Consider the following 25,649-nt stretch of genomic DNA (forward strand, 5'->3'; position numbering starts at 1 on the left):
GCCATCCCGCAGGAACCGCCCCGCCGATGCCCACCGCCGTCTTCGCCCGCCTGCTCGCCGTGTGCAGCGCCGCTCTGCTCGGCGCCTGCGCCACGCAGGCGCCGCGCGTGCCCGAGCGCACGCCCAGCGAGGTCAAGGCCGATATCGCCCGGCGTATCCCGGCCACGGTGCCCGACCGCCACGGCTGGGCCGACGACGTCTACGTGGCCCTGGCCTCGCAGAACCTGGGCACCAGCGCCGAGAATATCTGTGCGGTCCTGGCGGTGATCGAACAGGAATCGACCTACCAGACCAATCCCTCGGTGCCGGGGCTGGGCAAGATCGCACGGGCGGAACTGCAAAAGCGCGCGACCGCACTGCATGTGCCGGCGTTCGCACTGGATGCGGCACTGCAGCTACGCGGGCCGGACGGCCGCAGCTATGCCGAGCGTCTGTCCGCCGCGCGCACCGAGCAGGATCTGAGCGCCCTCTTCGAGGACATCGCCGGCAGCGTGCCGCTGGGCCAACGTCTGTTCGGCGATCTCAACCCAGTCCACACCGCCGGGCCGATGCAGGTGAGCATTGCCTTTGCGCAAGCGCAGACCGACGGCTACCCGTACCCGCTGAACGACAGCGTGCGCCACGCGGTGTTCAGCCGCCGCGGCGGCATCTGGTTCGGCACCCGCCACCTGCTCGGTTACCCCAACGAGGCGGCGATGCTGTACCGCTTCGCCGACTTCAACGCCGGCTGGTACGCCAGCCGCAATGCCGCCTTCCAGGCTGCACTGGCGCGCGCCAGCGGCATCTCGCTCGCCCTCGATGGCGATCTGCTGACGCCCGGCGCCGACCTCGACGCCCCCGGCGCCACCGAGCGCGCCGCACGCAGCCTGGGCACCCAATTGGGCATGGACGCGCGCACGATCCGCCGCGAGCTGCAGCGCGGCGGCGAGGCGGATTTCGCCGACAGCGCGCTGTATCGCCAGGTGTTCGCGCTGGCCGACCGCGATGCCGGCAAGCCGCTGCCACGCGCGGTGCTGCCGGGCATCGCCCTGGAAAGCCCGAAGATCACCCGCAAGCTCACCACCGCCTGGTTCGCGCAGCGCGTGGCCGAGCGCTGGCAGCGCTGCCTGGCCAAGTGATGGTCGCGGCGATCCACCGGCCCGATGCTACTTCGGCTTGCGCAACGCCATCAGCGCCCAGCCCGTGGCGATGGCCAGTGCCAGCAACACGAGGCAGAGGACGCTGTCCCAGGCGATCGAGAACCAATAGTGGCCTGGATCGGTCGCCAACAGATAGATCCGTTTCGGCCCGGCTCTCGGTACGCTGATATACACGCCGCTCTGCAGCGCTTTCGCCAGCAGGTACAGCTTCATCGCGGCGACCGCCACCATGACCGCCGCCATCAACATCAACACCGGCCGTTCCAGACGCGTGACCAGCCGTTGCAGGCGCGTGGGTGTCGGCATTGGTGGGGGCGGTCGTCGTTTGCGTTTGCCCATGGCCTCCTCGCCTGCGCTAGGCACTGCAGTCTAGAGCGATGCTGGAGAACGTCGGCACAACGCGCCGCAGCGCATACCGCGACGCGCCTCGCCTGCGCCGAAGCGCCAGCATTAGCCCGCCGCGCGCTGGCGGGGCGCGCCGAGCAGGCCGATCCGGCGGAACCACAGTTCCAGCGGCACCGTGACCAGCGGCGGCAACGCCGCCAACAGGCTCAGCACCCACGCCCACCACGGCCAGCGCAAGCGCAGCGCCGCGACCAGACTGGCGACCACGTACAGCAGGAACGCCACGCCATGCAGGCGGCCGAACAGCCACACGCCCAATTCGGTGGTCTGGGTGCCGTACTTGAGCAACATACCGAGCAACAGGCCGGCCCAGGTCAGGCCTTCGAACACGGCGGTAGCGGCGAACAGCCGGCCCACCGGCGACAACGGAGCAGAAGCAGAAGAAGACAAGGACACACGCGACTCCAGTGAGGGAACGAGGCCGCGACGCGATGGCGGCGGCGACGCCCGCTGGCAGTGGCATTGTAGAGCGTGCCGTCGTGCTTGGCGCATCGGTGCGGACCGGGCGCACCAAGTTGCACCGATCCGTCACCTGTTAGCCGGCAGTGCGCCGCAGCGCACCGCGGCAGCGCTCAGCGACGCTGTTCCAGCACCGCCACGTCGTCGGGCGCCAGTTGCACCGTATCGCCACTCGGCGCCGGCCCCAGCAGCGACCGCATCGCTGCCGGCAGCCGCACGGCGTGCGCGGCGGTGCCGTGGTTGATCAGCACCACGATGCGGCGCGTGCCGTCGCTGCGCACGCCCACTTCCACATCCTCCGGCATGTCGGCCAGCGGCGCCTGCACCCCGGCGTCGCGCAGCCAGTCGTCGGTGAGGCGATCCAGCGTGGCGTCGTCGAACCAGCCACCGACATAGCTGATGCGGCCCTTGCCGACGCGCCGGGTCAGCAACGCCGGCGCACCGTCCAGCCAGCCATTGGCCGTGCCGTAGTGCAGCGGCGCGGTGGTATCGGCGGCAGTGGCCTGCAACTGTTCGGCCCAGATCCTGGCGCTGCCGTCGGCGCCGGCGCCAGCCAGCGGGATCGGCTTGTCCAGCGCGTAGAACTGCTCCACGCGCCCACCAAGCAAGGCCGCCAGCGGGCCGGGCTGGCGCTGCGGATGCAGGCCGTTGTCGATGTTCTTCATGCCGCTGCGCGGCCCCAGCACCAGATGCCCACCGTGTTCGACGTAGGCCTTCAACCGCTGCGCCTGCGCCTCGGTCAGCACGTTCAGCGCCGGCGCCACTACCAGCTTGTAGCGCTCCAGCGGCGCCATCGCCGAGACCACGTCGACCACCTGCGCCTGCTGCCGCAGCGGACGGTAGAAGCTCTTCATCTGCACGACCGGATCGAAGTCGGACGCGTGCTTCTGGAAGCCGATCGCCCAGCGGCTGTCGAAGTCGTTGATCAGCGCCACCTGCGCCTGCGGCGTGGTGCCGGCCAGCGCCGGCCCGGCCTTGGCGAACTCCGCGCCGACCTGCTGGATCTCCGCATACACCGGCACCGGCGTGCCATCGGCACCGACCAGGGTGCCGTGGTATTCCTCCTGTCCGTTGGGCGCGGCGCGCCACTGCCAGTACGACACCGCATCGGCGCCATGCGCCACCGCCTGCCAGGCCATCGCCCGCACCTGGCCCTTGCGCAGCGCCACGTTGGTCGCACGCCAGTTGACGAAGCCCGGCTGGGTCTCCATCACCCAATAGTTGCGCTGCTTGTAGCCGCGGGTGAGATCGTGGCGGGCGGCGTTGTCGACCCAGTCGTAGCGCTCGCCGGCGACGTAGTCGTCCCAGGCGGCGATGTCGAGCACGCCGTGCACGGTGTAGGCGTCGAAGCCGGCGAACCAGCCCATGGTGTTGGTGGTGATGAACTGGCGCGGATCGGCATGCGGGCGGATCGCGTCGATCTGGTTGCGCGAGTAGTCGGTCCAGGTATCGCTGACGAAGCGCTTCCACTCCAGCAGCAGCGCCGGATTCTCCTCGTCCTCGCGCACCGGGATCTGCGCGAAGTCGTTATAGGTCTGGCTCCAGTAGGCGGTGGCCCAGCGCTGGTTGAGCGCCTCGATGCTGCCGTACTTGCGCTGCAGCCAGGCGTGGAACTGCGCCTTGGCCTCGGGATCGAACGAAGACTGCGCGTACTCGTTGTCCAGTTGCCAGCCGACCACGTGCGGGTTGTGACCGTAGTGTTGCGCCATCTGCTCAGCGATGGCGTGCGCGAAGCGGCGGTAGCGGGTACTGGCGAAGGAGAACTGCTGGCGGTTGCCATGCTCGTCGCGCACCCCGTCCTGGCTGACCCGCAAGGTGTCCGGATAGGCCTGGGTCAACCAGGCCGGCGGCGCCGCGGTCGGCGTGCCCAGCACCACCACCATGCCGTGGCGCGCGGCAGCGGCGATGGCGCGGTCCATCCAGGCGAAGTCGTACTGCCCCTCGCGCGGCTCCATCCGGCTCCAGGCGAATTCGCCGATCCGCACCACGCGCACGTGCGCCGCCTGCATCAGGGCCAGATCGTGCTCCCATTGCGCTTCCGGCCACTGCTCCGGATACCAGGCCACGCCGAGCAAGAGCGGCGCAGCGTCGCGATAGCGGGTGGCCTGCGCCCGCGCCAACGGCGGCACGCAGAGCGCGATCGACAACAGCACGGCGAACAGCGCAACGCCGCAGCGTTGCGGAAAACGGAACAGTGGCATGCGCAACATCCTTCGCAACAGGAAACGCCGGCACCCCCCCTGCGTGCTGACGGCGTGTGCATTGTGCGCAGCTTTGTCCTGTGCGCACTTGTGCATCTTGCGGCGTTTGCGCGCGCAACTGCGCACAATGCCCACCTCGCACCTCACCGCGTAATGGAGGGTGCGCCAACGCTGCACCGCGCCATCCCGGGCGACCCGCGCCCCCGTGTGACTGAGGACGCCGTTGCGCTCGCGTTGCGCCACCGGTCTCACTTGAACGCTTTGGACGATCGCGACATTGAAATGGTCATCTGCGCTGGCTAGCGTCACGCCTCCCCCAACCCCTGGAACCATCATGAAGACCCCTCGTTTGCTCGGCACCTTGCTCGCCGCGGCCGCCACGCTGTTCTCGGCCGGTGGCGCCTCGGCGCAGACCGTCACCGTCAATCCGTCCGAAGTCCACCAGACCATCCAGGGCTTCGGCGGCATGAACGGCGCCGGCTGGATCGCCGACCTCACCCCGGCCCAGGTCGATCTGGCGTTCGGCAGCGACACGGGGCAGATCGGCCTGTCGATCATGCGCATGCGCATCGATCCGTCCAGCTCCGGCTGGAGCCAACAGGTGCCCTCGGCGGTGCGGGCACGCGCGCACGGCGCGGTGCTGCTGGCCACGCCGTGGTCGGCACCGGCCTACATGAAGTCCAACAACAGCCTCAACAACGGCGGCAAGCTGTTGTCGCAGTACTACGATGCCTACGCCAAGCACCTACTGGACTTCACCGCCTACATGGACAGCAAGGGCGCGCCGATCTACGCCCTGTCGCTGCAGAACGAGCCGGACTGGCACCCAGACTACGAGTCGGGCGACTGGAACGGCACCGACTTCCTCAACTTCATCAGCGCACAGGGCGCGAAGTTCGGCAAGTTCAAGCTGCTCGCGGCCGAGTCGCTGGGCTTCAACCCGGCATTGACCGACCCGGTGCTCAACAGCAGCGCCGCCCAATACCTGTCGATCATCGGCGGGCACCTGTATGGCGTCCAGCCCAAGGACTACCCGCTGGCGCGCAGCAAGGGCAAGCAACTGTGGATGACCGAGCACTACACCGACAACACCGACGGTAACGCCTGGCCGTCGGCGCTCGGCGTGGCAAGCGAACTGCACAACAGCATGCTTGCCAACTACAGCGGCTACATCTGGTGGTACATCCGCCGCAGCTACGGACTGATCGCCGAGAACGGCACGGTGAGCAAGCGCGGCTACGTGATGTCGCAATACGCGCGCTTCGTGCGTCCCGGTTCGGTGCGCATCGGCGCCACTGCCGCGCCGTACAACGATGTCGCCGTCAGCGCCTACAAGACCCCGAACGGCAAGCTGTCCCTGGTCGTGGTCAACACCGGCACCCAGCATCGGCAGATCACCGTGCGCGTTCCCGCCGGCAGCGCCTCCGCGTTCACCAAGTACAGCACCTCGTCCACCCTCAACGTCGGCTACGGCGGCAAGTACAGCGTGGCCTCGGGCCAGACCGTGGTCTACGTCGACCCGCAGAGCGTGGCGACGCTGGTCGGCGAGTGACCGGCACGATGGCCTGAGTGGGTTGGATCGACCCGCGGCAGCTGAGCGCTGCCGCGGGTGGATTTTCCAGCTACTTTTGAGTTACATCGTCGCTGTGCCGCGCCTTGCGGCAGCACGGCGACACGCCACGGATGCGAAAGCTGGCGATCACCCGAGCTTGGCCAGGAACGCCAGCAAGGCCTGATTGAACTCTTCGGCATGGCTGGTGTTGCAGCCGTGCGGCGCATCCTTCAGCAGCACCACGTCGCTGCCGGCGATGACGCGGTGGGTACGCTGGCCCGAACCCTCGTACGGCACGGTCGCGTCGGAGTCGCCGTGCAACACCAGGGTCGGCACGTCGACCTTCTTGAGATCCTCGCGGAAATCGGTGGTGCCGAACGCCTGCATGCAGCCCAGCGCCGCGGTCTGGTCGCTCTGCAGGCACAGCGCGATCGCTTCCTGGCGCTGCGCCTCGCTGACCTTCAGCGTGCCGTGCGCGCTGAAGAAGCCGCGGGTGAAGTCGTCGAAGAAGGTCTCGCGCGAGGCCTTCAGCCCCTGCTCCATCTCCTGCGCCTGCTCCTTGCTCAGCGGCCCTTCCGGGTTGTCCTCGGTCTTGAGCATGTACGGCGGCACCGCGGAAGCGAACACCACGCCGGCCAGCTTGTCGGTGCCGTGGCGCGCCACGTAGCGCGCCACTTCGCCACCGCCCATCGAGAAGCCGACCAGCACCGCGTCACGCAGTTGCTTGTCTTCGATGATGCCCGCCAGGTCGTCGGCCAGGGTGTCGTATTCGTAGCCGTCCGCCGGCTTCTCCGAACGGCCGAAGCCGCGACGGTCGTAGGCGATGACCCGGTAGCCCGCCTGCTGCAGCGGCCCGACCTGGTCCTTCCACGCCTCGGCCGACAGCGGCCAGCCATGGATCAGGATCACCGGCCGGCCGGCACCGCCGGTATCTTCGACATGCAGACGGACGCGCGCGTTGGTTGCAGCCATGGGCAAGACCTCGTGGTGGGGAGTCGCGGCAGCTTCTCCCGCCCCATGTCCTGCCCGCGTGAGCGCCGTGTGTCGGGTCGTTTAACGCGGTGCGAAAGCGCTCAACCGATCCGCGGCAGGGCGCGCGTCACCTGCGCCAGCGCGTCCCGCGCAATGCTGTGGAAGGCCGCGGACACGTGCACGTCCTCGATGACACGCTCCCAGAACTGCACCGCCATGCCCGCCGCTGCACGCCAGTCGTCGCGCTGGTCTGGGGTCGGCAACGGCACCACATAGGCGCGCTCCACCACCTCGCCGCTCGCCGCAGGCCGGAACGCCATCGGCAACATCTCGTAGATCGGTGCCAAGGCCAGCGGCAAGGCATCGTCCAGCATCAGGCCAGCGTTGCCCAGATGCATGTCGTTGTTGCCGATCAAGGCGCCGAACCAACCGCACACGCGCAGGCGCTGCGCATCTGCGTCGCTCAGCCAGCCGTCGCGCTGCAGTTGCGGTGCGAACGACCACCAGTCGATCCGCCCATGGCCGAAGTAGGCCGCATCCACCGCGGCCAGCGAGACGAAGCCGCGTCGTCCCAGCACAGGCGTGCGGTCGAACCGCGTGGACTGCAGGAACACGCGACCGTCGCTCTCGAGCAGTTCGCTCTCGGCGGCGGCGATGCCGTGCGCACGCAGGATGTCGCTGGCCAGGTGCTCACACCGCAGCAGGTCGCTCCAACGCTGCGCGGCCGGCGTGCCGGCACGCTCGCTGAACTTGACGATCACCGGCGTGTAGCCGCCTTCCGTGTGCAGTATTGCGGTGAACTTCGGTTGTTCGCCTCCTGCCGACGAGCCCACCGCCTCGCCACGCAAGACGGCGTCGGCGCGCTGCGGATAATGCTGGGATCGCTGCGCCTTCTCCAGCGCATCAGCCGGCTGCAGGGCGGCCTGTTGCGCACGCTGCAAAGCGAACTCGCCCAGGACCAGATCGCCGGGCTGATCGTCGCCATGCCGCAGCAACGACAGGACGACATCGTCAGGGCGCCAGCGCTGCAGATCCTGCGGCGCGCCGATGTCTTCAGCGACGCGCCGTGCGAAGGCACGGCCGAGGAAGCCTTGCGGACGCTGATCGTCCAGGAACCACGGCAGCCCCGGGAACACGCCATCGGCGAATTCACCATGCACCAGGACCGGTCGCGCGTTCTGCGGAACGAACAGGAATCCATCGCCGTGCATGGCGTGGAGATCGCCAAGCGTCTCGGCGCGCCCGTCAGGACGCAGGCGGAACAGGGGCCAGTGCCGACCTGCCCGGCCCAGCGCACGGCTGAGCGCATAGCGCGTGGCGCGCGCCTTGCCGATCCGCAGCACCTGATCGCCGGCGGCGGTCAGCAGACGCGAGACCGTCGGCTGGCTGACGCCGAGCGCCGCTGCAATACGAGGCGCCGTCGCCGCTCCCTCATGGCGCAGAAGGGCAATCAGATCGCGTAGCCGGGCCTCGCTCATTCCCGGATTGAATAGATTTATGAATAGATAGTCAAGAGAACTAGACTTGTAAGCAGCTGTATTACTTGACCATTACCTCGACACAGGTCTGCTGGCGACTGCTTTTTTGAATAGATACCTGAAGCGATGGATGGTCGGCCTTCCTCCGAACCTAAGACGAGCGCCCTGCAGGCGCTCGCCTGGCCGATCCGGCAGAAGTGCAAGCGACAAGGCTACGTCCAGTTGTCGTTGCCGAAGTCGCCGTCGTCCTGGAAGTCCTGGCCCATGTCCTGCTGCGGCGTGTCGTCGTAGTAGTTGTTGGTGATGTTCTCGACTACCGTCTCCTGCGGCGCGCTGCCACCGAACAGGCCGCCGCCGTGGTGGCCGCCCAGCAGGCTCTCCACGCCCTCGAACAGGAACATGCCACCGGCCACGCCGGCCGCGGTGGTGGCCGCGCTGCTGAGGAAGCTGGGGCCACGCGCGGCGGCCGGGGCCGGCGTCGGCTCCGCGGCCGCGGCACCGCCACCAAACCAGCGCTCGCGCCAGCCGGGCGCGCCGGCGCCTGCGACGCCTGCGGCGGCGGGCGCCGGCGGCAACGGTGGCGGCGCTGCATTGAAACCCTGGCCCAGGAAGCTGGCAGGCGGCGGTGGTGGCGCGGCGGCCTGCTGCAGCTGCGCGATCTGCGCCTTGGCGGCCTCCAGCGCGTGCTCCAGCAGCAAGGTGCGCTGGACCAGCAGATACATGGCATCGGGTTGATCGGCCAGGCGCGCGTGGATCAGCGCGTCGGCCTGCGGATCTTTGGCCACCCCGCCGGCGCTGCGCAGGCGCGCCAGGAAGTCTTCGAGAAGCTGCTGTTCTTGCGGAGTCATACCCGTACCTGGATGCGATGACCGGCCCAGTGCCGGCACGGCACGGTATGGGCATCGCCCGGCGCAGGCCAAGGGTACGTCCGAGCTCCGGTGTATCGGCATTCATCAATCGCGCGCGCCAGGAAAAGCAGACCGGTTACTGCAATGGCGAACTCCGACATTCTTCCGACAACGCGCGCCAGGTACGCCCCAATCCAAGCGCAGACGCCCTGATTATTCCGCGTCGATGTCCGAACGGGAGGAGGACGTCGCATGCGGCAGCCGCGCCGCCCACATGTTGTCGATCAGGTTCGGATACGGGCGGCCGTTCTCATCGGCCCGCTGTCGCGCGGCCGCCTTCTGCGAAGGCGACAACGGCTGGCTGCGCTGACCGCGCGGATTCGGCTTCTTCCACGGAGGCGTCTTGGACGAGGACATGGGCGTCACGGCGAGTAGAGAGGTGCCATCGTGATCCGGCCACGCGTGCGTGGATGGTGAAGGTGCCCAGCGGCCTGTCCCGCCGACACACGGCCGTTCAACGTCTTGCCGACGGAGGTGAGGACGCTCCAATCCGCGGCATTACATCGAACTTGCTTGACCGAAACACTGAACTCGCCAGGCACCGCTTGATTGGCGGTCTTCGCCTCCACGACGCTGACGATTGCATCGCGCCGACTCGGGCCTACACTGCCTCAACGCCAATGTTGCCAGCCAACTGACCGGTGACGTCGATATCAACATCGCCGAACGATGGTTGGAATTGTTAGCAACCAAGCATTCATATGAACAAGCAACACACAGAAATCAGCAAGTTCCTCAGTTTTGTGCTTCGCCACGAACCGCAAGCCGCTGGCATCACCCTCGACAGCGAAGGCTGGGCGGAGGTCGATGCGTTGATCGTGGGTGCTGTCCAAAGCGGCAGGACGCTCGATGCAGACCTCATTCGCGCAGTGGTGGACAGCAGCGACAAAAAACGCTTCGCACTCTCGGACGATGGCCGGCGCATCCGGGCTGTCCAGGGCCATTCGACCGAGAGCGTCGCCATTCAGTACGAAGCCAAGGTGCCGCCGGAGTTCCTCTACCACGGCACCGCCACACGGTTTCTGGACGCGATCCTGGCCGAAGGCTTGCGCGCCGGCCAACGGCATCATGTGCACCTGTCGCAGGACATCGCCACCGCGACCATGGTCGGGCAACGTCATGGCACGCCGGTTGTCCTGAAAGTCGAAGCCCTGCGGATGCACCAGCAGGGCGTTGCCTTCTTTCAGGCGGACAATGGCGTCTGGCTCACCCAGACAGTTCCCAGCAGCTTTTTCTCGGAAATCTAGTTCCTGTGGCTATCCCGCTTGCGCGCCCATACCGCGAGTGCGACTGACCAGGAACATCCAGGCTCCCATAATCCTTTGCTCCGATTTGGCAGGCGTTGCGAGACGATCCCTGCCTACTCCGCATCCACCCCAGCCAGCGCGAACACCCAGCGCGGCACCACGGGTTCGCCGGCATAGAAGTCCTTCGGCTTGTCCTCGGCCATCGCCCAGCGGTGCAGCCAGCTGATCCCGCCAGGGCCGGTGTAGCCCTCCGCGTGGGTGTAGGCGGGATCGCGCAATGCCTCCTCCAGGGAAATGAAGGCGTAGCCGCGGCGACGCGTGGCCGCGACCAGTTCGGGGAAAGCAGCGGCGTTGAGCGCGTTGGCGTGCATCAGCCACACCTGCGGGATGCGGCGGCCGAACAGGGCCTGCGATTCGCGCTCGAAGAAATCCAGCTTGTTGAGCATGTACGGCACGTAGCCTTTGCGCAGCCGCAGCAGCATGGCATCGCGCGCCGGGCCGGGCGGCTCGTCCAGCACATGCGCGTAGGCAAATGCCCACACCCATTCGCCGCTGTCCACCGTGACTGGCGCCACGCGGTAGCCGTGCGCTGCCAGGAAGGCGTTGACCGCCTCGCAGTCGGCGACGCTGCGGCCGGTGGCCAGATACGGATGACGGAACCACTGCAGCGGCTGAGCGCGTTCGGTCAGCAACGCCCGCAAGGTGCGCTCGCCACGGACGATCGCGTCTTCGTACGCCGGCACGCCGACCTGGTGCAGGTTCACGTGGCCGTAGGTGTGGTTGCCCAGCGCATAGCCGGCGTCCAGCCAGTCGCGCAGCATCGCCACGCGTTGCGGCTGCACCTGTCCATCCTGCTCCAGCTTGTCCTCGTTGACGAAGCCGACGATGGGCACCTGCGCCTGCCGCAGCGAGGCCATCAATTGCGCATGCAGTGCCGGCAATTGCGCTGGCGGCGTCTGCTCGATGCGCTGCCACGGCAGGTCGTCGATGGTCACCGCAATGCGGCGGGTATCGTCCTGGGCCTGGGCGAGTGCGGCGACGCACAGCAGGGCCGGCAGCAGCAGGCAGCGAAGTAGTCTCATCGGATGCTCCCGGAGTGAAGCACCAGTCTATCCGGATGGTCGCTGCCGCCAACATGGCACCATGTGCCGGATACGAACCCCGCAGTAGCACGACATCAGGAGACGAAGGAATGAGGAAGGCGCTGTGGCTGGTCTGGACGTCACTGCTGCTGGCAGGGTGCACGAACGTGGCACAAGCACCCGCGGCGGTAGCAGCAACGAAAGAAGCCGCCGCACGGCCAGCGGCGCCTGCCCCGCGCACAGTAGCAACCCAGCTCGGCGGACAGCGTGGCAGCGGTGCGCCTTACGAACTGGCCGGGACCGAGGTGTGGGATGTCCCCGATCCCGTGTCCGGCCGCACGTACCAGGTCTTCGTGGCGCTGCCTGCCGGCTATGCGGACCATCCCGAGCGGCGCTACCCGGTGCTGTATGCCACCGATGCCGACTATGCGTTTCCGGTGGCGCGGCAGATCGCGCGGCGCTTGAACGGCGAAGGGCCGGCCATCGACGACTTTATCCTGGTCGGCTTGTCGTATGCGCTCGGCGATGCGCCGATGCCGAGCCGGCGCCGCGACTATACGCCCACTACCGAGACCGGCGATGTTGCGGCCTCCGGTGCCACTCACGGGGGTTCCAGCACCTACATTGCGTACTTGCGCGACCAAGTGCTCCCCTTCGTCGGCCAGCGCTATCGCACCGATGAAGCGCGGCGCCTGTTCCTTGGCCACTCCTACGGCGGCCTGCTCGGTACGCAGATCCTGCTGAGCACGCCGGAGCTGTTTTCCGGCTACATCCTGGGCAGTCCGTCGTACTGGTTCGGCGAGCATGCCATGCGCGCCGAGGAAGCGCGCTTCGCCTCCAGCCACCGCGACCTGCTGGCACAGGTCTACCTGTACGTCGGCGAGTACGAACAGCGCCGCTACGGCAAGCACTACGACATGGTGACCGACGCGCAGCAGATAGTGCAGACCTTGCGCGGGCGGCACTATCCGTCACTGCGCCTGCAATTGGACGTGCTGGCCGATGAGGATCACCTGAGCGTGGCGCCGCGTGGGCTCACCCACGGCTTGAAGTTTCTGCTGGGTGTTCCGCCGCAGTGAGATGTGGCGCGCACGCCGCTGGCCGGGCGGGTGCCGCATCTCCACGGATGGTGTTGTCGCGGCTGAAGCCGCTCCTACAGGTGCGCGCCGGCCGCCGTTACAGGTTTCCTGAAGGCACGCCTGCATCTAGCGACGCGTTGGTCGTAGAGGTTTACTGAAGGCGCCGCGCAACGGTCGCTCATTACTTCAGCGCGTCCGCCGTCGGCGCCAGTGGCGCGAAGCGCGCGCCGCTGAAGTCGTGCAGCAACTGGAAGGCCTGCGCGCCCCGCTGCGCCACTTCGCGGAAGTCGCTCTTGCGAAGGCGATACAGCCCGCCCTCACGCGCGAACACCAGGTCGCCGCCATCCCAGTCGGCCCAGTCGCTGCCCGGCAGATCGACCAGCACCGTGCCGTCGCGGTCCAGCACCCGGTGATCCAGGCCGTACCACGCATGATTATCCTGGCCGACCGCATGCAGCAGCGACTGCAGGCGGCGGCCATTGGCGCCGAGCTTCTCGCGCACGCGCGGGCGGCTGAAGCGGAACAGCGCGTCGCCGCGCAGCCCGCCACGTTCGCCCTCACCAGCATCGCGTAGCTGCCAGCCATCGCGCTCGCGCAACACGCCGTCGATCGGCTCGTCCTCGCCGCTCCCCGAATCCGCACCGAACGGGCGCACCTGCAGATCGTGCGGCAACTGGAAGCCGGTTGGCATCGGGAAAGGATCGTGTCCGTCGCGCGGCTGATGGTTCAACAACAAGGTTCGCTCGTCCTCGAACATCCCGCCACCGCCCCAGCTGTCGCCCTTCGGCCACAGCGCCAGCGCGGTGAAGAACGGCGGCCGCGACAAGGCCGTCCAGGTGCCGAAAGCGCCGCGTTGCTTGGAGGCGAAATACACCAGCAGCCGCCCCGACGGCGACAGATCGCAGCGCCGTTCGTAGATGCGGCCCTTGAACCACTGCCCGTGCACGAAGCTGTCGTCGCGCAGATCCCAGTGGATCAACTGCACCTGCTTGCTCGGCCCGCGGCGGAAGATCACGCCGGTACGGGCGTCGCGTGCCAACAGGGCGAACAGGCGCGTTGCCGGCGGGCGCTGCGACACTGGGAACGGGGCGGGCTCCATCTGCGGATCTCCTCGCAGGACACAGCCATCACAGTGGCAGACACGCGGCACGGCGACAACCGCTGCCGGCGCGCCGTAGCGACAACGTGCAGCGTGCGACCGAACGGCATGCGGCGGGCCATCTCAAGCCCGCCTCTACCGCAGCGCGCTACTTGGCAATCACCGAAGTCCCCGACGGCACCATGTAGCAGGCCTGCGCCTTGGCACAGGCTTCGGCGTTGATCTCGGCGATCTGGCTGGCCAAGTACTGCTCCGGGGTCAGGCCCATGCGGTTGCGGTAGGCGTTGTCCGCGTCGGCCTTGGCCACCTGCTCCTGCTCGCGCTGACGCTCGGCGGTGGTGGCTTCCACCAGGGTCTTGACCCGCTGCTGCTGCGCGGCGGTCAGGTTCATTTGCTGCAGCACGTCGGGATTGGGGCGGGCGCGGCCGAGGGTGATGTTCTGGATCTGGATCGGCAGGCCCTGCTCCTTGACCAGGGCACGCACGTTCTCGGTGACCGAATCGTCGATCTTCCGCGCCGTGTCCGGGTCGCTCATCATCCGCGTCATGTCATAGCGCTTGACCTGGTCGCGCACGATCGCCGCGTACTGGCTGGCGACGTTGTTCTTGAACCAGTCCTGGCCGAAGCCGGACAGCAGCCGCGCCGGCGCGGTGATCCGGTATTGGATCTGCGTGGAAAAGTCCAACAGGATGTTGTCGCTGGACGAGAAGTCGTCGAACGCCACCTGCACCGTCTGCGGCGTGGTGTCCACGTACACCGCCGAGGTCGTCATCCACGTGTAGGTGCGGCCGGGATCGCGCACATCGTCCAGGCGGATGCCGCCCTTGCCGAACAGCAGCGGCTTGTCCACCAGCACCGCCTGCTGCCCCGGATCGGGCGAGACCACGGTACAGCCGCACAGCAAGGCCGCCACGGCGGCGGCCAGCATGGAATGTTTCATCGATGTCCCCCTGAAGGACGGCGCCGCGCGCCGTCGTGTGCGCGGGATGCTAGCGCATCGCGATGGACTGTTCGACCCTGGAGGAGCAGGCCTGCGCACTATCCGTTACGAGCGACGCCTCCTTCATCAGATCAATCGAGGATTTGGCCCTGATTTCTGGACACCTCGCGCTGCTGTGTCATCGCCTGCTCCTGAGCGATGGTCTGGTTCGCCGCCATCAGCTTGGCATCTGACTGCTCGACCGGAGTCTGCATCGCCTGCTGCACTGGCACATGCGCGCGCAGGTGCGCGGGGTCGTTCAATTCTCCTTGAACTGCGATAAGGCGTTCAGGGCCGGCGACAACATGATCCACTCTTGTTAATGCATTGCTGGAGAGCGATGCACTGGAAGCATTCGGATACTGGTCTCCGTTGTCCTTGCATGCGGCGAGAAGGCTCCTGCACACACGCTCACTGTTCTCATCGAATGGCACGCCAGCCTGATTCCCGAGCCGCTGCACTCCATCTCTGATTTGCAGGAGCATTGCATGATCGGGGTGCGCAGGATTATCGGGGCCGGCCCGGCCACCGTGCTGCTGCGGGGCGGGCCGAAGTTCCGGCGCATGAGGGTCCACATGCAGCAGCCGCTGCGTTTGGCCTCCTTGCTGCTTATTGAGATCAGTAGTGCCATCTTGGTTTCGCGTGCGCGTCAGGTCTTCGCGTGAGACAGAACTCCATTCGCCGTTCAAGAAGGCATGGCCCTGCCCATACTTGTTCCAGTTGACCAGATCATTGCCTGCGGCATAGAAACCCGGCCCATTGAAGCGCTCCGGATGCGCGCGGTCCGTAGGGCCGTACTGATGCGCCCCGCCTCTATCCAAGGCACCGATGAATTGCCCTGCGCGATCGTCATGGATGAACAAGTTCTTGATGACGGGGTACTCGTGCGGCAAGTTCTGATGCGCCCTATCTGCATTGAGGGCGGTTGGATTGACGAGCGGATCCGCCAGGACACTTGCCCACGCAGTCGAGAGAGGGCTTTCTCGATTCGCGTTGCGCAGCGAGTTGACGACCGCCGCGCCCCTCAACGCGTCGTCACGGCCCAGCTCAAAGTAGTCTTTCTGACCAGAGCGCTTAGGAAGAAACCCGTCAATGGCAGCACTGACGTCTGCTACGGATTCATACTGATTCGCCTCAAGCTTGCGAATCATTGGCGCAGCGCGTGCTTCGTTCTGGTTGTATGCCTTGCCAACGATGGCCGCCAGCTTTACTTGGTCGTCGAGCGACGCGTTCTGATACAGGTTGCTTCGCTGCAGCGGCGCGATGGCGCGATCCATCAATTTGTCGATCTGGGCGACATCGCGGTCGTGCACCCACGTGATACCGGCGTCCGAGGCCAAGAACGCATCCAACCGCGATTTGACATCCGCATCCAGCGGGCGACCGTCATCGTTTTTGATCGCATCTCCATCACGGCCAAGATCCGCGATCGCTCTTGTCGCCTGATCGTCGGTCAACACCGACTGCGGCTGATGCGCTCTCGCCCAATCCTGGTATGCATTGATCAGATCCCTCGGAACGTTCTCGCCGTTAGGGTCATTGGGCTGGTAGTGCTGCCCCAGGTCCGTCTGGATGGTACCGATCGAGTAACCACTATTGTCCGCTGGTTCGAGCGTCGGAGTTGAAGCCTTGTCGCCTGCGACAACCAGTCGATATGCATTGTAGCGACTCTCGGAAGTGACACCCATAGCGAAGTACAGGGTTGCACGCAGCTCCTTATCGGTGAGCGTACTCATTGTGCGTCCTCCGGATCCGAACAATCCTTGTCATAAGGCACGTCCTTACCTGCGATATCCGGATAAAGCGCGACAGTGCGGCGATAGCTGGAACCGTACTTCTCATATCGAATGAGCTGTCCATTTTCCAGCTTGAACTGATCCTCTCTCTCGGAGAACGCCGGGCATGCGGAGTGGCTATTTCCTCCGTCATCGCTACAGTAGCGGATATACAGCGTGTCTCCGCGCACCTCTCCCTGCAACTGCCCATCATTGCCGCGTACGTTGGTCCCCTCGCTCCAATCCCCCGTCACGCGATCGCCACGTTGCTGCAGATGCAGGCTCAGATAGTGGCCCAAGTCGCATTTCTTGGCATACGCCCACTCCCCAGAGAACGACGGAGATTTGCTCGCGGAAGCGGTGGTAGCACACGAGGTGATCAACGCCATCACCATCAATAGCGCGGCCACTGGAAAACGCGGGCTTGATCGCTCTTGCTCAGCCATCGGTCACTCCTTGGACATGGTCTGCGGCTCGTATATGCGGAAGATAGCAACTAGTCCCGGGACGTTCCACAGGTCACCAAGCGCCCTAATTTGCTGAATGTTCGTGCCTCAACCAAACCAGGATCAATGCAGCCACCCGCCTTCCGCAGGCAGCGCCTCGGATTCCAGCGCATAGAGCGCCCGCTCTTCGCGAACGCGGTTCGACGATGGTTCGCGCAGCGGCTGGTGTGCGATCTGCAGCAGCAGTTCATGCACGTCGTTCGCCACGGCACAGAGCGTGCTGCCCACTTGCGGCAGCGTCTGGCCGGCACGCTCGGCCGCATCGCCGGCCGCCACTATCCGGGCATTGGCGGAGACGGTCTCGGCCAGTTGAGTAAGCCTGTCGATCTGCTGCTGCGTCACGCGGAACGTGCCGCTGCCGGCGTCCGTTGCTGCCTGGTAAGTGGCATCGGGCCGGGCGCCGCGCGTGGTGTCGGTCCGCTGGGCGGGATAGGACAGCGCGTCCAGCACCAGATCCACTTGCTCGGCCAACAGTTCCAGGCAGAGCGCCAGTTCGCCCATGCGCACCTTGGGTTCGGCGGCGCGCTCCTCGGCCTGCGTGCGTGGCTGCGCCAGCCGGACCAGGAAGCGCACGTGATCGCGCAGCTTCGCCAGGCGGAATTGGCTGTCCTCCGGCAGGAAATAGCCGGGCATGTCGTCGTCGTCCAAACGGTCGTGCGCCATCGTTGCCTCCTCGTTCCATGAAGGGGTCCGGCCGCCACGCATGGCGGACGGGAAGTCGGGAGGTTCGAAACCGCTCATAGACGGCGGGCGTATTTCCCCGAAGGGTGTTGTATTAGCCGCCCTCCCGACGCAGGCATCGCGTCGGCTTGCGCCCGAGCCTCGGGCACAAAAAACCCACCGGTTTGTCGGAGGTGGGTACCGCTATGAGGGGAGTTTCGACGCTCCTTCATAAAAAGAGTGCTACACGATGCGTGGCCTGTCAACAGCGATTTTTAGAATCTCTCATCAGGAAGCTGACTCGCTCTAGCGCCGCGCGTGGCTACCCATTGATGGCCAGATTGGCTATCGCGTCGAGCTCACTACGCAGTTAAGTTCCCTAAACTCAAACTGCAAGACAAGAAACTGCGCTCTGACCCCAAAATCCCCGTCATTAAAACCAATATATAAAATCCATCGTGTTTGCGAGCGGATCAAGATGTTCACCCTCAGGTATCGCCTCAAGCTTTTCAAGGACATGTCCTGGGACACAAGAAAGCGCCTCGGGATTTTTGCAAAAAACAGGATTTGCAGCCACGCTAGACCAATAGGATCCGTAAGACATTAGTTCACCAAGGCCGAAAGGATGACTTAAAGCTTGGGATATCCGGCCAAGATGATCAGTGACCAACACACCTCCCACATGCGGGAATGTTACGACCTTATTATCGGCATCTCGAAAATAGCTTTCCTCGGTGAGCAAGCCAGTCGCAAGATTGCTTAAAGGCCCAACCGCTTCATATAAGCGCTCACTCCAGCAAATCACCAACAGCCCATAAGTTAGTTTCTTATCGCTGTTAAATTGCGAAAATTTTCCTTGAGCACTATTGATAAAATCCTTTATTTTATTATCCAATGGATAAACTATCCTATTGGAGAACTGAGCCAAAAGCTCGCGATCCCATCCTCTATATGGAATCTGCATAGACGAGCCTGTCGCAGATCTTTTATGGGCCAGAAGCGACGGAGCCTTTACCTCGACCAACAGTCTCCAGTCTTCGCATTCAACCATAAATTCAGGATTTTTTAATCCATTCTCAGTAGGCTCCCAAGTAAAACTGAAGCCCTCTTCCTTTTTATAGACATCGACAAACTTCTCTGCGATAACAATTTCGCATAGCGCCTGCAGCAATTGCTCGTAAAAATTCTCATTTTCACCCATTAATGCCCCGAGTCGCTTTGCAATTAATTCAATAAATCCCGGCACTACAATGTCGAGCTTAGCAGAGGCGGTAATTATTCGCCGCCAAGGCGGCGTGCAATTAGCTACATGAAAGTCTAAGAAGTGCCGCCGGCTGCCGTCTCCAAGGACAGCATCCCCTAAATACTGCGCCGCGCGCTTGTAGTTTCCTTCTAGGCCCTCCATATCTAACCAATCCTTATCTTTTGATGAGAACGCGGCACTACGGTGATATCCATTGAAGCAACACTCCCCAGCATGCGCACATCAAGCCTACTGGGTTTTACAAACCATCTCCTGCACACTGCCCTTTAGGCGTATTACTCTAAGTGATTGGGTTTACCTCACCCCAATTCTGCCGCCGTCTTACGAATTTATTCTATACATAAGCTCTTCCAACGATACCTGATCGACGTCTCTGTTGGTCCATGCAAGCGTACAGTTAGCCGTTTTCAACGAATCTATTAATTTTGATATAACGGCGGCATCTCCATTTGCATAAATATACAACTTCCTAAGCGTCTTATCTTTCGGTTTACTTCCAAGTGGTAATTTTTTTATCCCTAACAGATTTGTCTTATCCGCCTCATCAACAATATCCACAAGCTTAGAGCGAACGTTAGGCCACACCTCCCGGATTTTATCTATTTTACTTTGGAGAGGCAGTTGACTAGGTATTTGCCGGTTCATCTGCTCCAAGAATCGCTCAAAGATAAAGGTCTCTCCATCTCCATTCAACATAAGCTCATCAATGATCGCCCTTTTATCAGCGGCTTCAAAATATATTAGGAAATCTCCATTTCTATGACTCCCATAGACCTTGAGCTTTAGAAAAACCCTAGTATTCCTCAGCTGAACGAAAAGTCTATCTTTTGACTCCTCGTCCTCTTTCGAAAAGAACATCATGAAAACGAATCGTCCATTACCATGCACTACTTCGAAGGCAAGCATGGGTTCGGCTCGCCGCAGGGACTCATTATAAATCTCAGATAGCCCAGTAAGATTAAACTTGATACTCATAGTTTCCTATCTGCGTTATCGTAAACGGCGTTGCTGGGATAAAAATTGCACCTGTCCGGTCCAATCATATGTCCTGCCGACTTTAAAGCCCTTAGGACGGGCGCATTGCTTTATCAAGGATGTGGGAAAGAAAAGGCGCCAGGGATCCTGAAACTATTGCACGACCGGAAGATGTAGCTGCTATCGAGCCTCGAACACCAGCCTTCAAAACTTCGTATTTGACGCTGTCAACACTAAAATTTCTTGATTTTAAGTCATCAAGCTCCTCTAGCGACATCCCCTGCCTAGATGCGAACTCCATTCTGGCGATGACACCATCTGCAACACGCACATTGGTTACTTTAAGACTGACCATTTTGCAGTCATCAAAATCACTAGAATTAAATCCCACGATTTGCTCTCCGTCCAAGGTTTTCATCGGACTTACGGAAAAACCAAACCCAAAGATTTCGGTTAGCGCCTCAATGAGGCGCTTCGCTCCCCGCCCGCTATCACTGATGCGAACGACCGATGCAAAAACGCCGCTGGTAATGGCGACATCTACAGAGGATACGAGCTCGATGACTTCATCGTTTATACCACCATGCACTTGCTCGACAAGAAACGAGTGTCGAAAGTTAAACCTGCCAAGCGCAGCCGCGCCATGAACTTGCTCAAATGAGAACCAAAAGTTTGCTTCACTTTCCGAGGCCGGCAAAGCTGCAATATCAGCTGTTGCGAGCGCGCGACCATTTAATGCTAGTGCATACCACCGGTACGATTTCATACCGCATCTCCTTCCTCCGCAGCTTCGGTGGATTTAGCAGCGCCTTGAGGCGCGACACCCTTTGCCACCTTTAAAGCCGCTAACAATTCCCTGGCTCGCGCCTCGATCGCCTTCGATAGCTGCTCAGTTTCTCCTTTGGTAGGTGATCTTCTAGCTCTGCGGAAGCCGCTCTTCTCATCGCGCTCATTTACTCCAAGCACTACATACGAAAGACCGGTGCAACCGACAGGATCGGCGAAAACAACCTCAATTGAGTATAGATGGCCGCGATCAAACATCCCAACTGCTTGCCAGCCCACTCGAACAGTATAATAACCCTCTGCTGCGAGGTCATTAAACAATTTTGTTTTACTGACTCCGCTTCCACGCAGTGCAACACGTTCGACCTGAGGGGAATCGACATCCACCTCCTCACTTAGAAAACCAGATTTTGGTTTATATACATAGACATCGGTAACATCACGGAACGAATATCCGGGCAGGCCTGAGAAAAGATCATAGAAGAAGCGAGATCTTATCTTTGGCTCAGGATAATCATAAAGAGACACATCAACGCGGGCGAGGTCAGTACTGACTTCTTTTTTCAAAGCCCCTATAAATGTGTCGCGAACACTATCAATATAGGAATTTTGAGTGCTGCGAATCGTAGCGGTTCCGTCAGACATTCTAATTTCAAGGAAACCATCTCGAACTTGAATCTGATTGAATTCGCTCCGCCTGTAATCAATTTTAGAGTATTGGATGGCCACAAGCATGCCGTCAGCAATTTTGCTAACAGAGATGGAATCCCCTGCGTCCTCGAAGCTCTCTTTAATTGCCTCCACCGCCCTCCTAACTTCATCAATGGCGATTTTTCCAAGAAGTTGCGTTGCGGTTACTCTTTCACGTCTAGGCACGACTCCTAAGCGCGAAGAAATTTTCTTGTGGTCATAATAGTCGTGCTGCAAACGTGAAAATCGCTTGGAAAGGTCGCTACGATTACTTTCCGAACTTACAATTGTATTTCGATCGAGAAAAAGCTCGATCACTGTTACTGAATCAACCTTGTGTTCGTTGAGTGCATCGAATATATTTTTGTCCGTGGCGAAATATATAGAAGGACCGAATTTTTGCTCACTCATGTCCGCCACCCGCAATCACCCGGATTGTAAGCGGAGACCACCGCTTGAACTCGGCTAATATTGATCTTCTTTAGATTTTTTGACCTTGTCTCATCAAACCCCCAAGACCTTAGGTATCTATTCACAGCAATGTCAAAGTTTGATTGATAATTTTCATCAACATCACGCGCGCCAACTCGAATTCTAACTGGAAGCTCCGCGTCCAGAATTTGGTGCCGAGAAAAGCAATCAATCAAATACTCGAATTCTTCGTATGTCCCCCCTGATCTATTGTAGTACACCAGATAACCTGCATCGTGCTGCTCGGCTTTCGCATGCTTGATAATAAAAAATGGGCCAGCAATAGTCTCAACCGTTGCCTGCTGCCCCCAAACCGAGCCCACCCTTCTTGTCATTACAAGATCAGGATAATAAAAGGTATATTCCCTTGGCAGCTCATCCTGAGCTATTAATCTAAGAATATCGTTAGCCACGATGAACAACCTTGATATATCGCCCGGCCCCAGGAAATGCAGCACCACTGATTCCCTGAGCTCTAGCGTCCGCAAATTGACTTTTCTGAGTTCCTCAACAAAATTCTTTTCATAACCCCCGTCGTGATTGTGCACAAAGAGCAGCCCACGAATCTCGTGCGGCTCATCGACGACTACAGCAAACTTCTGCCGCCACTCATCCGACTCTTGCGCACATTCAACAGACATGGCTAGCGACTGAAGCGCTGACCTAACTTTTGTATTGCTTATTGAATCCTTTTGATAGCTTTTGAGATCAGTCAAAAGGTGCACTCTGCGCCCCGTATAGGGATCCTGATAGCTGAAAACGACGTCTGTTGGATGGCTGTTCTTCTCTTTACCACCACGAGTCGTATGCGTTTCATCTAAACATTTGAAGTTATCGTCTTTCCTTGGATGAAGATGCCACCCAAACGCCTTGAAAATATCCTTAGCTATTTTTGATGCAACCTCAGCAATATTTATGGTCTCAGCCATGTCCCCTCCCTGATATAGCTTCCTGCCTTGAATACTATCCTACAAAATAAAAGCGGCCCGAAGGCCGCTTTTTGTAGACTTAGATAAGCAGTGTCAAACCCCAACCGGATTAGCCTTCTCCGGATCAATCTTGTACTGCTTGATCGCCCGAGCCACATCCTTGCCGGTCATCTTCCCATCCTTCGCCAACGCCGCAATCGCGGCATGCGCGATGTAGTACCGATCGACCTCGAAGAACCGGCGCAGGTTAGCGCGCGTATCCGAGCGGCCGAAGCCGTCGGTGCCCAGCACGGTGTAGTGCATCGGCACGAAGGCACGGATCTGGTCGGCGAAGGCGCGCACGTAGTCGGTGGCGGCGATGGCCGGGCCCTGGCGGCCTTCCAGCAGCTGGGTGACGAACGGCTTGCGCTGTTCGCCTTCCGGGTGCAGACGGTTCCAGCGCTCGGCGTCGAAGCCGTCGCGGCGCAGTTCGTTGAAGCTGGGGCAGGACCAGATGTCGGCGGTGACGCCGAAGTCCTTGTCCAGCAGCTCGGCGGCGGCGATGGCTTCGCGCAGGATGGTGCCCGAGCCCAGCAGCTGCACGCGCAGTTCGCCCTTCTTGGGCTTGCCGGCGTCCTTGAGCAGGTACATGCCCTTGATGATGCCGTCTTCCGCGCCCGCCGGCATTTCCGGGTGGGCGTAGTTCTCGTTCATCAGGGTGATGTAGTAGTACTCGTCCACCTGCTCCTGCATCATCCGCTGGATGCCGTACTGCATGACCACGGTGACTTCGTAGCCGAAGGTGGGGTCGTAGCTGCGCACGTTGGGGATGGAGCCGGCGATGACCTGGCTGAAGCCGTCTTCGTGCTGCAGGCCTTCACCGTTGAGGGTGGTGCGGCCGGCGGTGCCGCCGAGCAGGAAGCCGCGGGTGCGCATGTCCGCCGCCTGCCAGGCGATGTCGCCCACGCGCTGGAAGCCGAACATGGAGTAGTAGATGTAGAACGGCAGCATCGGCACGTTGCTGACCGAGTAGCTGGTGCCGGCGGCCAGCCACGAGGAGATGGCGCCCGGCTCGCTGATGCCCTGCTGCAGCACCTGGCCGGACTGGTCCTCGCGGTAGAACATCAGCTGGTCGGCGTCCACCGGCTTGTACTTCTGGCCGAACGGAGCGTAGATGCCGATCTGCCGGAACATGCCTTCCATGCCGAAGGTGCGGGCTTCGTCGGCCACGATCGGCACGATGCGCGGGCCCAGTTCCTTGTCGCGCAGGGCGATGTTGAGGCTCTGCACGAAGGCCATGGTGGTGGAGTAGGTGCGCTCGCCGCTGTCCTTGAGCAGGCGCTCGAACTTGTCCAGGCCCGGGGCCGGGATGGACAGGTCGGCCTTGCGGCGGCGCTGCGGCAGGTAGCCGCCGAGGGAGGCGCGGCGCTCCTGCAGGTACTGCACTTCCGGCGAATCCGGGCCGGGGTGGTAGAACGGCACCTGCTCGGCGTCGGCCAACTGCTTGTCGCTGAGCGGGATGTTGAAGCGGTCGCGGAACGCGCGCACAGCGTCGTCGTCCAGCTTCTTGGTCTGGTGGGTGGGGTTCAGCGCCTCGCCGGCCGAGCCCATGCCGTAGCCCTTGACGGTCTTGGCCAGGATCACGGTGGGCATGCCCTTGGTGTTCACCGCCTGGTGGTAGGCGGCGTAGACCTTGTGCGGATCGTGGCCGCCGCGGTTCAGGCGCCAGATGTCGTCGTCGGACAGGCCGGCGACCATGGCCGCGGTCTCCGGGTACTTGCCGAAGAAGTTGGCGCGGGTATAGGCGCCGCCGAAGGCCTTGCAGTTCTGGTACTCGCCGTCGACGGTTTCCATCATCAGCTTCTTGAGGACGCCGTTGGTGTCCTTGGCCAGCAGGGCGTCCCAGTAGCCGCCCCACAGCAGCTTGATGACGTTCCAGCCGCCGCCGCGGAACACGCCTTCCAGCTCCTGGATGATCTTGCCGTTGCCGCGCACCGGGCCGTCCAGGCGCTGCAGGTTGCAGTTGACCACGAAGATGAGGTTGTCCAGGCCTTCGCGGCCGGCCAGCGCGATGGCGCCCAGGGTCTCGGGCTCGTCGCTCTCGCCGTCGCCGATGAAGCACCACACCTTGCGGTCGGACTTCTCGATCAGGCCGCGGTGCTCGAGGTACTTCATGAACTGCGCCTGGTAGATGGCGCTGAGCGGGCCCAGGCCCATCGACACGGTGGGGGTCTGCCAGAAGTCCGGCATCAGCCACGGGTGCGGATAGGAGGAGATGCCCTGCCCGTCCACTTCCATGCGGAAGTTGTTGAGCTGGTCTTCGCTGATGCGGCCTTCCAGGAAGGCGCGGGCGTAGATGCCGGGGGAGCTGTGGCCCTGGATATACAGCAGATCGCCGGGGTGCTTGTCCGAGGGCGCGCGCCAGAAGTGGTTGAAGCCCACGTCGTACAGGGTGGCGCTGGAGGCGAAGGAGGCGATGTGGCCGCCCAGGTCGCCCGGCTTGCGGTTGGCGCGGACCACGGTGGCCATGGCGTTCCAGCGGATGATCGAGCGGATCTTCCACTCGATGGCCGCATCGCCCGGGCTCTTGGCCTCGTTGGCGGGGGCGATGGTGTTGACGTACTCGGTGGTCGGCGAGAACGGCAGGTAGGCGCCGGAACGACGGGTCAGCTCGACCATGTCCTCCAGCAGCTGATGCGCGCGCTCGGGGCCTGCGACATCGATGACGGCCTTGAGCGATTCGATCCACTCCTGGGTCTCAGTGGGGTTCGGATCGTTCTGCAGCACCTCGTTCAACCAGTTCATAACGCTCCCGTAGGTCGCACGCACGCGCGCGATGGCATGTGTTTTCTCGAAGCCTGCAAGTGTAGCGCAACCGCCCCGCAGGACCTCGTACGCCAGCGTATGGAACGGACTGTCACATTGGCCCGGGACACCCCGCGGGACAGCCGCCGCGCCCGCTGTGCCGGGCGGCCGCGGCTGCGCTTATGATCGGGCTCCAGGCCCCCGTGGAG

23 protein-coding genes are annotated in these 25,649 nt (G+C 62.5%); 4 read left to right on the forward strand and 19 right to left on the reverse strand.

Translation table 11 applies throughout. The features are described 5' to 3' along the window. Positions 1 to 26: 26 nt before the first annotated feature. On the forward strand, positions 27 to 1,118 hold the full coding sequence (locus tag NUG21_RS18495) for a DUF1615 domain-containing protein (RefSeq protein WP_263391640.1): 1,092 nt from the start codon (positions 27 to 29) through the stop codon (positions 1,116 to 1,118). Positions 1,119 to 1,145: 27 nt separating this feature from the next. On the opposite strand, the gene NUG21_RS18500 is transcribed toward NUG21_RS18495, so the two are convergent. The 3 genes from NUG21_RS18500 to NUG21_RS18510 all read right to left on the reverse strand — a co-directional run bounded on the left by NUG21_RS18500 (position 1,146) and on the right by NUG21_RS18510 (position 4,204). Further along, entirely contained in the window at positions 1,146 to 1,478 is a 333-nt protein-coding gene (locus tag NUG21_RS18500; protein WP_263391641.1) for a hypothetical protein, read from the reverse strand. Between the two features lie 111 nt (positions 1,479 to 1,589). Then, positions 1,590 to 1,910: a DUF3817 domain-containing protein gene (locus NUG21_RS18505; RefSeq protein ID WP_019797727.1), complete on the reverse strand. Its 321-nt coding sequence runs from the start codon at positions 1,908 to 1,910 to the stop codon at positions 1,590 to 1,592. Between the two features lie 206 nt (positions 1,911 to 2,116). Beyond that, positions 2,117 to 4,204 (reverse strand): beta-galactosidase, encoded by a 2,088-nt coding sequence (locus NUG21_RS18510; RefSeq protein WP_263391642.1) that lies wholly within the window; start codon positions 4,202 to 4,204, stop codon positions 2,117 to 2,119. A 334-nt stretch (positions 4,205 to 4,538) separates the two neighbouring features. Here NUG21_RS18510 and NUG21_RS18515 point away from each other — a divergent pair, with 334 nt between their 5' ends. After that, the gene (locus NUG21_RS18515) at positions 4,539 to 5,756 is read left to right on the forward strand and encodes a glycoside hydrolase family 30 beta sandwich domain-containing protein (protein ID WP_263391643.1); all 1,218 of its coding nucleotides are present in this window, start codon (positions 4,539 to 4,541) and stop codon (positions 5,754 to 5,756) included. A 147-nt stretch (positions 5,757 to 5,903) separates the two neighbouring features. Here NUG21_RS18515 and NUG21_RS18520 read toward each other — a convergent pair whose 3' ends face one another. The 4 genes from NUG21_RS18520 to NUG21_RS18535 all read right to left on the reverse strand — a co-directional run bounded on the left by NUG21_RS18520 (position 5,904) and on the right by NUG21_RS18535 (position 9,471). Then, on the reverse strand, positions 5,904 to 6,728 hold the full coding sequence (locus NUG21_RS18520; RefSeq protein ID WP_263391644.1) for an alpha/beta fold hydrolase: 825 nt from the start codon (positions 6,726 to 6,728) through the stop codon (positions 5,904 to 5,906). 101 nt (positions 6,729 to 6,829) lie between these two features. Further along, positions 6,830 to 8,206, reverse strand: a complete 1,377-nt coding sequence (gene yjjJ / locus NUG21_RS18525; protein ID WP_019797510.1) for a type II toxin-antitoxin system HipA family toxin YjjJ — start codon at positions 8,204 to 8,206, stop codon at positions 6,830 to 6,832. 212 nt (positions 8,207 to 8,418) lie between these two features. Further along, on the reverse strand, positions 8,419 to 9,054 hold the full coding sequence (locus tag NUG21_RS18530; RefSeq protein ID WP_263391645.1) for a DUF2076 family protein: 636 nt from the start codon (positions 9,052 to 9,054) through the stop codon (positions 8,419 to 8,421). A gap of 213 nt (positions 9,055 to 9,267) precedes the next feature. Then, positions 9,268 to 9,471, reverse strand: a complete 204-nt coding sequence (locus tag NUG21_RS18535; protein ID WP_019798351.1) for a hypothetical protein — start codon at positions 9,469 to 9,471, stop codon at positions 9,268 to 9,270. Between the two features lie 344 nt (positions 9,472 to 9,815). Between NUG21_RS18535 and NUG21_RS18540 the strand changes: the two genes are divergently transcribed. Then, a complete protein-coding gene (locus NUG21_RS18540; RefSeq protein ID WP_263391646.1) occupies positions 9,816 to 10,361 on the forward strand; it encodes an RNA 2'-phosphotransferase in 546 nt (181 codons plus the stop codon). A 113-nt stretch (positions 10,362 to 10,474) separates the two neighbouring features. Here the strand turns inward: NUG21_RS18540 and NUG21_RS18545 are convergent, their stop codons facing one another. Then, positions 10,475 to 11,443: a polysaccharide deacetylase family protein gene (locus tag NUG21_RS18545; RefSeq protein WP_019797170.1), complete on the reverse strand. Its 969-nt coding sequence runs from the start codon at positions 11,441 to 11,443 to the stop codon at positions 10,475 to 10,477. Positions 11,444 to 11,553: 110 nt separating this feature from the next. Here NUG21_RS18545 and NUG21_RS18550 point away from each other — a divergent pair, with 110 nt between their 5' ends. Next, complete coding sequence (locus NUG21_RS18550) at positions 11,554 to 12,522, forward strand: alpha/beta hydrolase (RefSeq protein ID WP_263391647.1); 969 nt, start codon at positions 11,554 to 11,556, stop codon at positions 12,520 to 12,522. Positions 12,523 to 12,703: 181 nt separating this feature from the next. On the opposite strand, the gene NUG21_RS18555 is transcribed toward NUG21_RS18550, so the two are convergent. From NUG21_RS18555 to aceE, 11 genes are all read right to left on the reverse strand, one after another. Next, positions 12,704 to 13,621 (reverse strand): hypothetical protein, encoded by a 918-nt coding sequence (locus NUG21_RS18555; RefSeq protein ID WP_263391648.1) that lies wholly within the window; start codon positions 13,619 to 13,621, stop codon positions 12,704 to 12,706. A 148-nt stretch (positions 13,622 to 13,769) separates the two neighbouring features. Further along, positions 13,770 to 14,549, reverse strand: a complete 780-nt coding sequence (locus NUG21_RS18560) for an SPFH domain-containing protein (protein WP_019797028.1) — start codon at positions 14,547 to 14,549, stop codon at positions 13,770 to 13,772. A 143-nt stretch (positions 14,550 to 14,692) separates the two neighbouring features. Next, on the reverse strand, positions 14,693 to 16,336 hold the full coding sequence (locus NUG21_RS18565) for an XVIPCD domain-containing protein (RefSeq protein ID WP_263391649.1): 1,644 nt from the start codon (positions 16,334 to 16,336) through the stop codon (positions 14,693 to 14,695). Beyond that, on the reverse strand, positions 16,333 to 16,821 hold the full coding sequence (locus tag NUG21_RS18570) for a hypothetical protein (protein WP_263393141.1): 489 nt from the start codon (positions 16,819 to 16,821) through the stop codon (positions 16,333 to 16,335). Before NUG21_RS18570 ends, NUG21_RS18565 begins: the two co-directional genes overlap by 4 nt. A 123-nt stretch (positions 16,822 to 16,944) precedes the next feature. After that, positions 16,945 to 17,544, reverse strand: a complete 600-nt coding sequence (locus NUG21_RS18575) for an XAC0095 family protein (protein WP_019795955.1) — start codon at positions 17,542 to 17,544, stop codon at positions 16,945 to 16,947. Positions 17,545 to 17,974: 430 nt separating this feature from the next. After that, entirely contained in the window at positions 17,975 to 18,946 is a 972-nt protein-coding gene (locus tag NUG21_RS18580) for a hypothetical protein (protein WP_138985689.1), read from the reverse strand. A 180-nt stretch (positions 18,947 to 19,126) separates the two neighbouring features. Beyond that, the gene (locus tag NUG21_RS18585) at positions 19,127 to 19,780 is read right to left on the reverse strand and encodes a hypothetical protein (RefSeq protein ID WP_263391650.1); all 654 of its coding nucleotides are present in this window, start codon (positions 19,778 to 19,780) and stop codon (positions 19,127 to 19,129) included. A gap of 91 nt (positions 19,781 to 19,871) precedes the next feature. Next, positions 19,872 to 20,546 (reverse strand): hypothetical protein, encoded by a 675-nt coding sequence (locus NUG21_RS18590; protein ID WP_263391651.1) that lies wholly within the window; start codon positions 20,544 to 20,546, stop codon positions 19,872 to 19,874. Next, entirely contained in the window at positions 20,543 to 21,667 is a 1,125-nt protein-coding gene (locus tag NUG21_RS18595; RefSeq protein ID WP_263391652.1) for a hypothetical protein, read from the reverse strand. Before NUG21_RS18595 ends, NUG21_RS18590 begins: the two co-directional genes overlap by 4 nt. Next, positions 21,664 to 22,656: a PD-(D/E)XK nuclease domain-containing protein gene (locus NUG21_RS18600; RefSeq protein WP_050946503.1), complete on the reverse strand. Its 993-nt coding sequence runs from the start codon at positions 22,654 to 22,656 to the stop codon at positions 21,664 to 21,666. Before NUG21_RS18600 ends, NUG21_RS18595 begins: the two co-directional genes overlap by 4 nt. Positions 22,657 to 22,749: 93 nt before the next feature. After that, a complete protein-coding gene (gene aceE / locus NUG21_RS18605) occupies positions 22,750 to 25,440 on the reverse strand; it encodes a pyruvate dehydrogenase (acetyl-transferring), homodimeric type (RefSeq protein WP_150409817.1) in 2,691 nt (896 codons plus the stop codon). Positions 25,441 to 25,649: the final 209 nt, after the last annotated feature.

Origin of the sequence: Xanthomonas sp. CFBP 8445 (genome assembly GCF_025666235.1) — a bacterium.
Classification (GTDB): domain Bacteria; phylum Pseudomonadota; class Gammaproteobacteria; order Xanthomonadales; family Xanthomonadaceae; genus Xanthomonas_A; species Xanthomonas_A indica.